Source organism: Methanosarcina sp. 1.H.T.1A.1, from assembly GCF_000979295.1.
Taxonomy (GTDB): domain Archaea; phylum Halobacteriota; class Methanosarcinia; order Methanosarcinales; family Methanosarcinaceae; genus Methanosarcina.
On the sequence record NZ_JJQY01000074.1, the window covers coordinates 37,512 to 51,554 of the forward strand.

11 protein-coding genes are annotated in these 14,043 nt (G+C 45.4%); 9 read left to right on the forward strand and 2 right to left on the reverse strand.

Annotation, left to right across the window (positions count from 1 at the left end):
- Nucleotides 1–110: 110 nt before the first annotated feature.
- The 8 genes from EO95_RS07300 to thsB all read left to right on the forward strand — a co-directional run bounded on the left by EO95_RS07300 (nucleotide 111) and on the right by thsB (nucleotide 11,523).
- Nucleotides 111–1,085, forward strand: a complete 975-nt coding sequence (locus EO95_RS07300) for a DUF128 domain-containing protein (RefSeq protein WP_048133562.1) — start codon at nucleotides 111–113, stop codon at nucleotides 1,083–1,085.
- A 54-nt stretch (nucleotides 1,086–1,139) separates the two neighbouring features.
- A complete protein-coding gene (locus EO95_RS07305; protein WP_048133563.1) occupies nucleotides 1,140–1,802 on the forward strand; it encodes an MBL fold metallo-hydrolase in 663 nt (220 codons plus the stop codon).
- A 570-nt stretch (nucleotides 1,803–2,372) separates the two neighbouring features.
- The gene (locus EO95_RS07310; protein ID WP_048133564.1) at nucleotides 2,373–3,116 is read left to right on the forward strand and encodes an ABC transporter ATP-binding protein; all 744 of its coding nucleotides are present in this window, start codon (nucleotides 2,373–2,375) and stop codon (nucleotides 3,114–3,116) included.
- Nucleotides 3,098–4,321 carry a SufD family Fe-S cluster assembly protein gene (locus EO95_RS07315; protein WP_048133565.1) on the forward strand — a complete coding sequence of 408 codons (1,224 nt, stop codon included), beginning with the start codon at nucleotides 3,098–3,100 and terminating at the stop codon, nucleotides 4,319–4,321. The genes EO95_RS07310 and EO95_RS07315 overlap by 19 nt, the downstream gene beginning before the upstream one ends.
- Before the next feature lie 699 nt (nucleotides 4,322–5,020).
- Nucleotides 5,021–5,380, forward strand: a complete 360-nt coding sequence (locus EO95_RS07320) for a TrmB family transcriptional regulator (protein ID WP_048133566.1) — start codon at nucleotides 5,021–5,023, stop codon at nucleotides 5,378–5,380.
- 6 nt (nucleotides 5,381–5,386) lie between these two features.
- The gene (locus tag EO95_RS07325; RefSeq protein ID WP_200895016.1) at nucleotides 5,387–6,004 is read left to right on the forward strand and encodes a 4Fe-4S binding protein; all 618 of its coding nucleotides are present in this window, start codon (nucleotides 5,387–5,389) and stop codon (nucleotides 6,002–6,004) included.
- A gap of 225 nt (nucleotides 6,005–6,229) precedes the next feature.
- The gene (locus tag EO95_RS07330; RefSeq protein ID WP_048133567.1) at nucleotides 6,230–9,280 is read left to right on the forward strand and encodes an FAD-binding and (Fe-S)-binding domain-containing protein; all 3,051 of its coding nucleotides are present in this window, start codon (nucleotides 6,230–6,232) and stop codon (nucleotides 9,278–9,280) included.
- A gap of 617 nt (nucleotides 9,281–9,897) precedes the next feature.
- Nucleotides 9,898–11,523 (forward strand): thermosome subunit beta, encoded by a 1,626-nt coding sequence (thsB, locus tag EO95_RS07335; RefSeq protein ID WP_048133568.1) that lies wholly within the window; start codon nucleotides 9,898–9,900, stop codon nucleotides 11,521–11,523.
- A gap of 315 nt (nucleotides 11,524–11,838) precedes the next feature.
- Here the strand turns inward: thsB and EO95_RS07345 are convergent, their stop codons facing one another.
- Entirely contained in the window at nucleotides 11,839–12,228 is a 390-nt protein-coding gene (locus tag EO95_RS07345; protein WP_048133570.1) for a DUF473 domain-containing protein, read from the reverse strand.
- 4 nt (nucleotides 12,229–12,232) lie between these two features.
- Nucleotides 12,233–12,982, reverse strand: coding sequence for a proteasome assembly chaperone family protein (locus tag EO95_RS07350; RefSeq protein WP_048133571.1), 750 nt, complete (start codon nucleotides 12,980–12,982; stop codon nucleotides 12,233–12,235).
- A gap of 448 nt (nucleotides 12,983–13,430) precedes the next feature.
- Here EO95_RS07350 and EO95_RS07355 point away from each other — a divergent pair, with 448 nt between their 5' ends.
- Nucleotides 13,431–14,018, forward strand: a complete 588-nt coding sequence (locus EO95_RS07355; RefSeq protein ID WP_048133572.1) for a pyruvate kinase alpha/beta domain-containing protein — start codon at nucleotides 13,431–13,433, stop codon at nucleotides 14,016–14,018.
- Nucleotides 14,019–14,043 lie beyond the last annotated feature (25 nt).

Genomic DNA, 14,043 nt, shown 5'->3' on the forward strand with positions numbered 1-14,043 from the left:
TTACTCATTGAGACCACTCACAAAATGATTCAATGTGTGGTCTTTGTGGTTTTATCACGATTATCCGTAAAGTTCACGGAATTGATACAGGGTATAACGGTGTTATAGACATGATGGATCCGCAAATAGAGCGAAAACTCATTGAAATCATGAGGGTGATTCACGAAAGTGACAAACCCATAGGTGCCCGGGCCATAGCTGACGAACTGAACAACCGGGGCTATGATATAGGAGAACGGGCTGTCCGCTACCACCTGAGGATCCTGGATGAGAGAGGGTTTACACACAAACACGGATATGCCGGGCGTACACTTACGGACCTTGGAGAAAATGAGATGAATGATGCCCTCATAGGGGATCGTTTTGGTTTTGTAATCTCCAGGATCGAAGAAATGGCATTCAGGACCACTTATAACCCCGAAACAGATACAGGGGATGTAGTGGCAAATATTTCTTATTTTGACAAAGACGATTTCGAAACGGTTATTGATTTGATTTCGTATACAGCCCACTCCGGGTACATGATAAGCCCGAGGGTCAGAATCTTCGAAGAGGATTCAGGACCTGAAATACCTCTCCCTCCGGGGAAAATAGGAATAGCTACCGTATGTAGCGTCACTTTTGATGGGCTTCTCCTGAAAGCAGGAATTCCTGTAGAACCCGCCTATGGAGGGATCCTCCAGATAGAAAACAGGAAACCAGCACGTTTTCTGGAACTGATCTCCTACAGCGGGACTTCCATTGACCCGATAAAGATTTTCATGAATAGAGCTCCTACTTCAGTCCTTGAGGTGCTTGAAAAAGGAGAAGGAAAAATCCTTGCCAATATGCGGCAGATAAATTCTTCGGCCTATGAGAAGGCAGGAGAAATTATGAAAAGGGCAGCAAAGGTGGGTTTGGCAGGATGTATCACTACAGGAGAAATTGATGAGTTTCTACTTGGAGCTCCGGTTGAAACAGGAAAGTTCGGGGTTGCAGTAGTGGGAGGTATTAACGGGATCTGTGCCCTTGAGGAAACGGGAATTGAAATTGAAACAAACCCGATTTCCACTGTACTGGATTACCGAACAATGTCAGAAATATGACCGGATACGTTTAGAAACATAATAATAAGAATATTCAAAATTTGAGGCAGGCAGATGCTCAGGCTAACAGTGCTGTATGATAATGAAGCATACCCTAGTTTTACAGGAAGCTGGGGATTTTCGGCTCTACTTGAAACAGGCAGAGAAATCCTCCTTTTCGATACTGGATGGGACGGAACTCTGCTTCTCAAGCATATGGAGAAAATTGGCATCAGTCCTGCCTGTATAAGTAAACTGGTCCTTTCCCATCAGCACTGGGACCATATAGGGGGTCTGCCCGAGATCCTTCATGCAAATCCCGGACTCACTGTTTATGTACCTTCATCTTTTTCAGAGAAACTCAAAAGGGAAATTAAGAAGAGGGCTGACCTTGTAGAGGTAAAGGAAGCCTTAGAGATATCTAATGGGATCTGGAGCACAGGAGAACTGGGAGATAAAATCAAAGAACAGTCCCTTGTCCTGGGCACAGAAAACGGTTCCTATGTACTTACAGGCTGTGCTCATCCGGGAATTGATGCAATTATGGATGCTGCCCTTTATTATGGGGATATTAAAGGAATTATTGGAGGGCTGCATGATAGCGATAGGTTCGAGAGGCTTAAAGAGATGGAATTGATAGCAGCAGGGCACTGCACAACCCATAAGGAAAAAATAAAAGATGCTTTTCCCTCAAAATATATGGAAACTCGAGCTGGCATGCGCTTTGAACTTCAGTAAATGCGAATTAAAAGGAACATACTTTCTTTTCAAACAATTACTTTCTTTTCAAACAATTACTTCTTATTCAAACAATTACTTTCTTTTCAAACAATTACTTTCTTTTCAAAAAACCATTTCTGCTTAAGAGAAATTACTTTCGTTTTAATCCTATAGTAATCTCAATTTATTACATGATCCCTAACTGGCAGTGTCCGTGAGTTATTGATTAAATCTGGAAAAACGGAAACATCTACCGTCTTTGTCCAGATTTGAGAACCGCCCCCCTTGCTTGCGATGTTCAGTGACTGAACCCCACGCCCCCCTAACCTTAGCACTTTAATTTAAAAATAGGTTAAGGAGACACTGAGAAAACATATGGTTAGAAATACAATGTCCTCCAACAGGAATAAAGGACTTTATGCAGAGAACTGGAAATCAGACAGGACTGCCAGAACAGTCTGATTTTATGGTTATTTCTGCCATACATAATATAATTCAAATAAACGCACTTTGAACGGCTACTTCTTGAGATACGGAAAAAGAAATCGGGGAAACCGTATCTAAAATGAGATTAAGGGAGAAACATCGATGCTGAAAATAGAAGACCTGACTGTAGAGGTCAACGGAAAAATTTTGCTTCATGACGTGAACCTCGAGGTTGAAAAAGGGTATACAAATGTACTTTTCGGGCCAAACGGAGCCGGAAAGTCAGCCCTTATGAGGACAATCATGGGCTTTAGCGAGTACAGGATTGTGAAAGGCAGGATACTGTTCAATGGAGAAGATATTACCAATCTTCCAGTGGATGAAAGAGCCCGCCGCGGACTGGGTATCATGATGCAGCGTCCTCCGGACATGTCAGGAATTAAACTGAGGGACCTTGTAAAAGTAGCATCGAAAGGAAAAAAGGATCCTGAAAAACTTGCCGAAAACCTTGATATGAAGCGCTTTCTGGACAGGGATGTAAATGTGGGTTTTTCAGGCGGAGAGATCAAACGCTCTGAGCTTCTGCAGCTTGCAGCCCAGAATCCGAGCCTCTACCTTCTGGACGAGCCTGAGTCCGGGGTGGATCTTGTAAGCATCGAACAGGTCGGAATGACAATAAAAGGACTTCTCGAAGAAGGTATGGACTGCCCGGGTGAGAGATGCAAAAAGGGAAAATCCGCCCTTATCATTACTCATACAGGCCAGATTCTGGATTATGTGCAGGCAGACAAAGGGTATATTCTCTGTAATGGAACGGTCATGTGTTCAGGAAATCCCCTGAAAATGCTGGAAGAAATAAAAAACAAAGGGTATCAGGAGTGTATAACATGCAGACTGATGAAGTGAGCCTGAAAAAGAGAGCTGAGAGCGCAACTGAGAAAAAGGCGACTTTTGGAGAGGATTTTGAACTGGCAAAATATGAGGACGGCTCTAAGGTCAGCAAGCCTATTGAAGATCTTCAAACTCTTGACGAGGAAAGCAAAAGAACCCTGCTTCAGGTAGGGGTAATCCCAAGCGAAGAAGGCAGATCCGGCAGTTTTCTGGTACTGGATAATGCAGTCTCACACTCTTCTATGAAAGATGAGAATGTGGAACTAATGTCCACGCATGAAGCCCTTGAAAAGTATGAATGGCTCAAAGATTACTCCTGGAAACTCGTGCAGGTGGATGCTGACAAGTACACGGCAAAAACCTACCTTGAAAATGCGGATGGTTACTTTATCCGTGCGCCTGCAGGAAAAAAATCTTCCATGCCTGTCCAGACCTGCCTTATGCTGGGAAGCAAAAAGGTATCCCAGACAGTGCATAATATCATAGTCGTCGAGGAAGGAGCAAGTCTTGATATTATCACAGGCTGTACCGCCAAAAAGGGAGTTGAAGAAGGCCTGCACCTTGGAATATCCGAGATGTATGTAAAAAAAGGCGCCACTCTGAATTTCACAATGATCCATAACTGGGCTGAACAGATAGGAGTCCGCCCGAGAACTGTTGTGCACGTCGAAGAGGGTGGGACTTACATAAGCAATTACATTTGCCTGAAACCCGTACGTTCCGTACAGACCTACCCAACTGTAATGCTCGAAGGGAAAGGAGCGGTGACAAGGCTCAACACCATAGCAATTGCCCACCTGGGTTCCGAACTTGACCTTGGAAGCAGGGCAATTTTCAACGCCCCGGATACGAGAGCGGAGCTGATATCGAGAACAATCACAATCGGCGGGAGACTAATTGCACGGGGAGAAATGATAGGCAATGCAAAGGGTGCAAAAGGGCACCTGGAATGCAAAGGGCTTGTCCTTACCGACAAAGGAAGTCAGCTAGCAATCCCCATCCTTGAGGCAAATGTAGATGATATAGAGCTTACTCATGAGGCAGCCGTGGGGAAAATTGCCAAAGACCAGGTAGAGTACCTGATGGCAAGAGGGCTTACCGAAGAAGAAGCCATTGGAATGATCATAAGGGGCTTCCTGGATGTTGGGATAAGGGGAATCCCGGAAGAACTGAAGAACGAAATAGAAAATACGATTACACAGACGGCTCTTGGGATGTAAGTGCTGGCAGTCGGGGAAACTCCCGAGTTTCCCCTGTAAACTGATAAGGAAAAGATCTGCCTGCAGAAGGAAAAGTAGGGAGCCTGTGGAAAAGGTATGGAGAAGAATACAAATTTTTTTGAATCAAGTATACTTTAATTAAAAGAGGTGTTTGTATCCGGCAGGATAAAAGGAGAAACCTGCCGGTTTTTTGTGGAGTATATGTGGATATTAATGAGCAGAAAACGTATTTTAGACCGGATTTCTTTGTGGAAAAAAAACCTCAAATCAAACAAGCTCATTAAACCGTAATTTGCAGATTGTAAAAGGAGTATAAAAATCTATCTCTAGGGGGCAGGGGGCGGATACATTACCAGACAGATTAGAGAAAATACCCTGGAAAAAAAGAGAAAATTCTACAAAAAGGAAAAAACATAAATATTCTGGAAAACGGAATATTATATGAAAGGAATGTTCTCTAAACACAACCAGAAATGAAATAGAAATAGGATTATTTTTAATCAGGTAAATTTGTTTTATTTAAGGCATATGGCTTATGCTGGGAACATAAGCTTAATTGACTGGAAACCTCTGAAAAAGAGCGAATAGATAAAAGAAATTCCGGTACTTCGTATTTTTGCCTGTAGTATGCCGTACTTGCCAGTATATATATACTCCGGATATAATATTACAGTACTGTAGAAGAGAGGAGGGATTGGAATAATAGACTTTGCCTGCAAGGAATTCAAAGTAGAAGATGTGATCAAGTGCGCTCTCAGCCTTACAAAAGCTGATCTGAATGTTATGAAGCACTTCTTAAATGAACCCGAAAAATGGGTTGATACTGACACTCTTTCAAGATCTCTGGACCTGGATATTTCTACGGTCCAGCGTTCCGTGAAAAAGCTGCACGAAAAAGGGATCCTCCAGAGGTCACAGCAGAACCTTGACGGAGGAGGCTATGTATTCATTTATAAAATCCATTCAAGAAACCAGATTAAAAATGTCATTCTAAAAATTGTACAATCCTGGGCCGACAGACTCGGACAGGAACTTGAACAATGGGAAAACGGAGGTTAATTTAAAATGCTCAAAATCACTCCCTATCTGGGAATCCTTGTACTTATTGTTTCCATAGGAGGGCTCTGGTACCCCCCACTCGGATATTTCATGTTGCTTATCTTTGCAGCAATCTTCCTTATCAGCCCCTTCAGAGGCAGATGGTTCTGCGGAAACCTCTGCCCCCGGGGAAGCCTTGCTGATTTCTGGATCAGTAAAATTTCAAGTAAAAAGAAGATCCCAGGCATCTTAAGGAGCCTGTGGGTGCGCATTCCTATCTTTCTCCTGATGATGGGCGTTATGGGCTACAGGATTTCAAGTGTCATCGGAACCCTGAACGCCTTTGAAAAGATAGGGATGATCTTTGTCACCATATGCCTTGTAACAACTGCAATTGCAGTCCTTCTCGGCAGCTACCTGAGCCCGAGGACCTGGTGTTCCTTCTGTCCAATGGGAACAGCCCAGAACCTGCTAGGAGGAAAGAGGTACCAGCTTCAGCTTGAAAAAGACAAATGCATCAGCTGCAAGAAATGCGAAAAAGTCTGTCCCATGCAGCTAAAGGTCTGCCAGATCGAGACAAAACCCGACTGTATCAAATGCGGGCGTTGTGTGAGTGTCTGTCCCAAAGATGCCCTGAAGTTCTGATTTATATTTTTTATTTTTTTATTTAGTATTTTTTATTTTCCGCAAAAACGGTAAAACGGCATATCTCACAAAACGAATATTTTTATTTTATAATTATATAATATAGACTATAGGGGAGCCAAAAAACATTTTCAGAATCTGGCTTTAATGCAACCATCTGCGCATACTGTAAAGTGTCCACAAATCAGTGTCCACAAATAGGCCATAATTCAGGAGGAGAAGAATATGACAGCAAGAAGTGTACCTGAACTTTCAGCAACCCAGAAAACAGAACTCTCCGAACTCTTCGGGGAATGCGTCAATCTTGACAAACGCGATCGCCACTATTATAACCACGATATAGGAGCCTTACCCCCACTTGTCAAGAAAGTAATAGGGAACACTGACCCTGCAGCTGTTGTAAAAATCCGGACGGAAGAAGATGCAGTAAAACTTCTGGAATTTGCAAACAGGCACCAGATTCCGGTTGTTCCCCGTGCAGGGGCGTCCTCCGGGTATGGCGGAGTGATCCCTACAAAGGGAGGCATAGTTGCCGATGTCACATTACTGAATAAGATCATAAGCATCGACCCCGAAGGGCAGAAAGCAGTGGTGCAGAGCGGGCTTATCTGGGAAAATTTAGATAGGAAGCTGAAAGAGAAAGGGCTTTCTGTCAGGGCGATCCCTTCAAGCGCTCCATCCTCGACCGTAGGGGGCTGGCTGGCTCAGAGCGGAGCCGGATATGGAAGTTATGAATTCGGCTGGGGCTACGAGAGCATGGAAAAAGCCCGGGTTGTACTCCCCAATGCAAAAATAAGGGACTTTTCCGGCCCCGAACTCAAGAAGTTAATAGGGACAATGGGGACCACGGGTATTATCACCGAAATTACCCTGAAAGTCCAGAAGCTCGAAGAGAGAAAAGCTGTTTCCGCCAGCTTCCCCGACGCTTCAGCCATGAAAAAAGCGGTAGAAACCATAAGGAAAAAGAACATACCCCTCTGGTCCATCTCATTCCTGAACCCCGAATGGGCGGACATGAAAAACAAATCGCCCCAAAAACTCCACTATGGGGAAATCGTGGACAAACACAGGCCAGTGTTGCCTGTTGCTTACGTCTGTACCTTCATGTACCCTGCCTCCAGGAACGTCTCCGGCCTCAAAGAAGCAATCGAGAGTGCAGGTGGAACGGTCCTTCCCGAAGAGATTGCAAAGCACGAGACCGAGGAATGGTTCAAGTCCATGAAGGTTAAAAGGCTCGGCCCCTCCTTCATCCCTGCTGAGATCCTGGTGCCGCTTGAAAAGATGGATAGTGCTTTTGAAGAAATTGAAAAGAGGATAAAACTCCCGGTGCTCACCGAAGGGATGGTTATCAGTGACGGAAACGTTGTACTCCTCTGCTTCATGCGCCACTCCGAACGCTCCTTACTCTTCAATACGGCCTTTGCCCTTTCCCTGAGCATCCTGAAAATTGCAGAAGAAAACGGAGGCAGGGCCTATTCTTCCGGCCTATTCTTTGCCTCGAAGAAAAAGAGTGTCTTTGGAGACCGGCTTTCGGAAATAGAAGCCCTCAGGAAAGAATTCGACCCCAACGGAATCATGAACCCTGAGACCCTGGACGGGAAAGGGCTCCTGAACACCGCCGTGTCCCTCGGCTCTTCCTTCGAACCCATGGGAAGGCTTGTTGGAAATATGTCCGGGATCGGAGAAGTTTCCTTCAAAGACGAAAAGGACATCCCGGCAGACATTGTCGAACTTGCCTACTCCTGTTCCCAGTGCGGATACTGTGTGAGCGAGTGCGACCAGTACTACGGCAGGGGCTGGGAGGCTCAGTCGCCCCGGGGAAAATGGTTCTTCATCAAGGAATACCTGGCTGGTCGGGAAAAGCTTGACCAGAGGCAAACGAACACCTTCCTCGCCTGCACCACCTGCCAGATGTGCGACGCCCGCTGTGAGCTGGACATGCCAATCGAACATGCCTGGATGACAATGCGCGGAAAGCTGGTTGATGAAGAGAAAAAGATGACCTTCCCACCCTTTGAGATCATGGCTGCAAGCCTTCTGAAGGAGAGAAACATCTGGGCAAACCTCAGCAAAGACAGGGACAAATGGATTCCTGACGACATCAGGGCAAAAATGAAAGACAAAGCCGAGTATGCCTACTTTGCAGGCTGTACGGCGTCCTTTGTGGAAAAAGACGTAGCTGTCGGGGCTGTGCGTATGCTCGACGATGCAGGAATCGAGTTCACAGGGCTGGGAGACAAGGAGGCCTGCTGTGGAATTCCCATGCTCGTTGCCGGGAAGTGGGATGTATTTGAAAAGATCATGCGGATGAACGTCTCGAACATGAAAAAGAAAGGCGTAAAAACCGTGATCACTTCCTGCCCTGCCTGCTGGCTCATGTGGCACACGGTCTATCCACAGTGGGCGGAAAAACTGGGCATTGAATACGGGCTTGAGACAAAGCACTATTCCGAAGTCCTGGTGGAGCGCCTGGACGTTCTGAAGCCCAAATTCAAGAAACCTCTGAATAAAGTGGTTGCCTGGCATGACTCCTGCCACCTGGGAAGAGCCGGGGGCAAGGTATACGAACCCCCAAGGGAACTTTTGAAAGCTATCCCCGGCATCCAGTTCAGAGAACTTGAACACAACAGGGAACAGGCCCACTGCTGTGGATCAGTGGTGAGCCTTATTGCCGAGCCACCGGTTGCATATAAACTTGGAGGCATGAGGCTTCAGGAAGCTGTAGATGTAAACGCAGACATCATTGCGGCCCTGTGTCCCTGCTGTACGGTCCAGTTCCGTGTCGCCGCCGAGAAAAACAACATGAACATAGAATCCCAGGACCTCGGCGCCCTTGTGGCAAGAAGCCTCGGCTATGACATCCCGGACACGACAAACTACGCCCTGCAGTCATGGATGCCCTTTGAGAAGATGATCGCCCTCATGCAGCCCGAAAACATGACCGACCTGATGGTAGAACTCCTGCCCCAGATGATGGCCGCAATGCCAGCTCCCCTTCAGGCCATGATGAAGATGGTCAAGTATGTGCCCGGAATGGACGCCATGATGAAGCCCATGATGCCCATAATGATGCCTATGCTCATGCCTTCTGTCATGCCGAAGGTCATGCCTGATATGCTTAAGGCTGTTGAGAGACGGGTCCCGATGCCTGATTACATGAGAGAGCAGCTCCCGGACCTCATGCCAAAAGCCATGGAAAACCTGATGCCTAACATGCTGCCCGAGATAATTCCATTGCTTACTCCGCGGATGATCGAGTACATAAAAACGCATTAAAAAAGAATCAAAAAAGCAGTGAGAATTCAACGTACAAAACCCTGTACACAAAAAATCGGAGGAAAAGTTTCGGGATTCCTTCGATCCAACCTTTTTTAAGAGAATTATTAGCATACTGCCATTAGCATACTGCCTTTTTTTGAAAAATACAAAGCTCCCTGTATTTAAAAAAATAAAAATCGTCCTCATGCAAGGGAAAAAAAAATTCATACCTATAAACTTGGCTTCTAGAAACTCTTTTTTCAACCAATAGTTAAAAAATATCGGAATGAAGAAAAAAGAATAGGTTCCGTCAGGGGAGGCTCTTTCAATAAAAAAGAATAGTTGAGTCAGAAAAAGCAAAGAATGATAGCAAAAAAGCCTTGAAAGCCGGAAGAAAATAAAATACTCTAAGAAATACACCCGGATTTAAGATACCTTCAAAACCAACCAAAAAAAAGGTATTAAAAGGACCAGAAGACCCCATTTTAAAGATTCAAAACCTGACATCCAGAGGAATTCTTATATAGAAGTGCTTGCATTAAGAATATGAAAAATTACGCACAAAGATAACGTGCTCAGAAATACTACTGATAAAAATTCATAGAAATTCATATCATTATAAAGGAGATTAAATTTTGGCAGCACAACCGATTTTTATTTTGAGAGAAGGCAGCAAGAGAACCCACGGTTCCGACGCCCAGCACAACAACATCATGGCCGCAAAGGCAGTAGCTGAGGCAGTAAGGACCACTCTTGGACCGAAGGGTATGGACAAGATGCTTGTAGACTCCATGGGAGACGTCGTCATCACCAACGACGGAGCAACAATCCTCAAAGAAATGGACATCGAGCACCCAGGTGCAAAGATGATCGTAGAAGTCGCCAAGACCCAGGATGCCGAAGTAGGCGACGGGACAACCACCGCAGCCGTGCTCGCAGGAGAATTCCTGACAAAGGCAGAAGACCTGCTTGAAAGCGGCGTTCACCCCACCGTGATCGCAAGCGGCTACAGGCTTGCAGCAGACCAGGCTACAAAGATCCTGGAGACCATCACTGTCAGTGCATCTCCGGAAGACACCGAGACTCTTGTGAAAATAGCAGGCACAGCCATTACAGGAAAAGGCGCAGAGGCTCAAAAGGATCACCTTTCCAAACTTGCAGTCAAGGCCGTTAAATCAGTTGTTGAGGTAAGTGAAGATGGGAAGATCACAGTGGACATCGAGGACATCAAGATCGAAAAGAGGCCCGGCGGAAGCATCAAAGACTCCGAGATTATCGAAGGCGTAATCATTGATAAAGAACGTGTCCACACCGGAATGCCGGAAATAGTGAAAGATGCAAAAGTCCTGCTCTTGAGCGTGCCCATTGAACTCAAGAAAACCGAAACAAAAGCCGAGATAAAGATCACCGCCCCTGACCAGATGCAGCTTTTCCTTGACCAGGAAGAAGCCATGCTCAAGGAAATTGTGGAAAAAGTAATCAGGACAGGTGCAAATGTAGTCTTCTGCCAGAAGGGCATTGACGACCTTGCCCAGTACTACATGACAAAGGCAGGCATTTTCGCGATCCGCAGAATCAAGAAGAGTGACATGGACAAACTCTCCAGGGCAACAGGTGCAAAGGTAATCACAAGCATGGATGAAATCGAGGAGTCCGACCTCGGCTATGCAGGCCTTGTGGAAGAGAAGGACGTCACAGGTTCCAGAATGACCTTCGTCACAGGCTGCAAGGACAGTAAGACCACCTCAATTCTGCTTCGCGGCGGAACCGAGCATGTAGTTGAAGGAATTGAGAGAGCCCTTGAAGATGCCCTCAGAGTTGTGGGCGTTGCTCTCGAAGACCAGAAGATTGTTGTGGGCGGCGGCTCACCTGAAATCGAATTATCCCTCAGACTCCAGGAATACGCAGCAACCCTTAAAGGCAGAGAACAGCTTGCAGTTAAGGTCTATGCCGAAGCTCTCGAAGTCATTCCGAAAACCCTTGCAGAAAACGCAGGGCTTGACCCAATCGACATGCTCGTGGAAATGCGCTCCCAGCACGAGAAAGGCAACAAGCGTGCAGGGCTCAACGTCTACAGCGGAAAGATCGAGGATATGTTCGAAAACAACGTTGTCGAACCCCTCAGGATCAAGACCCAGGCAATCAACGCTGCTACCGAAGCTGCAATCATGATCCTCAGGATTGACGACGTAATCGCATCCTCAGGCATGAGAGCAGGTCCAGGCGCAGGTCCGGGCGGCGAAATGCCAGAAGATATGTAAATAATTCAAAAATATGAATCCAGGGTTACCGGAGAGAATTCCAACTTTCCGGAACCTTTCTTTTCCGTTCGTTTTTCCAATTTTCAAAAGAGTCTTCTTTCAGAGTAGAAGTATTTTTCAGAGCATTGGTGTTTTTCAGAACAGTGGCATTTATTTCAGAGGAAAAGAATCCTTTTCTAGAAAAGAAGCATCAAAGGCCAGAAAATAATAGTCTCTTTAAAACACATAGGTATCGTCTGACATTGGAATGCCAGGAGAATAAGAAAAGCCGTTTTTGGAGCCGTTTTTAAATAACTAACGTAATTAACGAAATTATTACCTGGCTTCGTAGCAGGAAAGTTCTCTTGCGTCGACTCTCACTGGTTTTCCGAGTTCGTTTGAAACGACGCTTTTCACCCGTGCCATGCACCTGCACTCAAGCTGAATACGAGCTGACATGGCTTCTCGTTCTTCACAATAGATATCGTTTGAGCTGACAATAGAATGAACAGAGATCTGCATCTGCACAATCTTTGCTATAAGAGCTGAAGTTCCATCTGTAAGGTCCTGAAGGCTCGCAGAAGTAAGGAGAACATTATCTCCTGCATTGAGCCCGAGTACTCCGAAGAAGTTCTGCGGAGTCCGGATCTCAAGAGTCCTGAGCTCGTGTTTCTTCAGGACCTCAATCACGGAATCAGCAATTCCTGTTAACGCGATGTACTCCATGGAATCACCCGTACATTGGGAATTCCTTCTTTACTTCTCCTTTCTGCTCGGTAGTCTGAACGTCTTCAGCAAGCTTATGGAGCTCGATTTCTATGCGCTCAGCCTGTTCTATAAGCCTATCAGTGCTGACCGAAAGCCCGTACAGTTCATTAAGGACTCCAATCACGGCAGAAGCGGCTCTCGGATCAGGGTTCTGGGTTTTTGTAGCCCCGAGTAGACTAATTGCAGGAATCCCGCGCAACAGGCATTCGGCCATTACGCTGCCTGAAATCCCGGAAATAGTCCCCATCTGGAAAATTTCTACCTTGTCCCTGATTTTATCCAGCATTTCCGACGTGGTTGCTGCCCCGAAAACCTTATGTCCCCCGTCCATAATGGCAATTCCTGCAATGGAAGCAACCTCCCTAACATTGATAGACTCAGCCCAGTCCACGAGAGCGTTGCTTACATCGTATGAGACCGAGTGACTGATCGGAATATCGGAGATGACTATAATGAGGTTGTGCTCCACGTTTTCGTAGATCCTTACAGGCATGTTTATAAGCCCCTCATAAAGCACCGCAATTGAAGGGAAATACCTGGACTCAATGGAGCCTATATACTCCATATTCATCTCTTCGATCATGTGCTGACTTGCTATATTCCCCACAAGCCCGATTCCGGGAAAACCTTCAATCAAAACAGGGTTTTTTGACTGCACAGGTTTGGTAATAATCTTCACGTCGTTGTTGTCATAGTCTGTAGTAGTTGACAAAAAAACCACCTCAATGAAATAAAACCCCTATGATTATATCTGCTAATCCTAAATAAACAAGTTTCTCGCCAGCCCGGGTCTGCGTGACCTTCTGCACAGACATCAATAAAAAAAATATCGACGAATCCGGGATTCCGAATGCCATAACCCTCTTTTTTATTAAAAGAGAATCCTTTTAATATATATCTTTTCTCATGACAGAGAAAAAATAATTCAGATCAGAAGCGTTTATTCTAATTACGATGCCTTCTCCGCTAAATGTTTGCTGAATGCAAACTGTGTTGATGAAGGTAAGAAAAAGAGAGGGAAAAAAGTTTCATAGAAAAGAAAGAAGATACCAGAAAAAAGACGGAAAAGCGGACAGAAATAAACTTAAAAAGTTGATAAAATAATTAATGAAAGAAGTTCGTAAAAGAAAATTAAAATCAAACATAGGAGGAAGTAATTTATGGAAAAACCAATTCTTTATCTGGACAGCGTAGGGGAAGCAAACACGGAAGCTGTTATTGAAGCTGCAGCAAAAAGGGCAGCAGAACTTGGAATATCCCACATTGTAGTTGCCAGTACCAGCGGGAAAACTGCTCTTAAAATGGCAGAGGCAGTAAAGGGCAGCGCCATAAAAGTAATTGGAGTAAGCCACCAGTACGGGCAGAAAGAGAAAGGCGAGTGGGAAGTAGAAGAAGAATACAAAAAGAAGCTCGAAGAACTTGGAGCAGTAATCACTACCCAATCACATATGTTTTCCGGAATAGAGCGTTCGGTCACAAAGAAGTTCGGAGGCTATTCAAGGATCGAAGTAATTGCAGATACCCTGCGTTCCCTTTTCGGAAAAGGCTTCAAGGTAGCGATAGAGGTTGCCATTATGGCAGCAGACTCAGGCCATATCCCGGTCTCAAACGATACTGAAATCATAGCCATAGGAGGCACAAGGTGGGGTGCAGATGTGGCTCTTGTACTAAGGCCGGCTCACAGCAATGATTTCTTCTCCCTTCAGGTAAGGGAAATAATTGCAATGCCGAGAGCAAAAGAAGACTGAAAAGAGAAGAAATAGAAGAGCACAG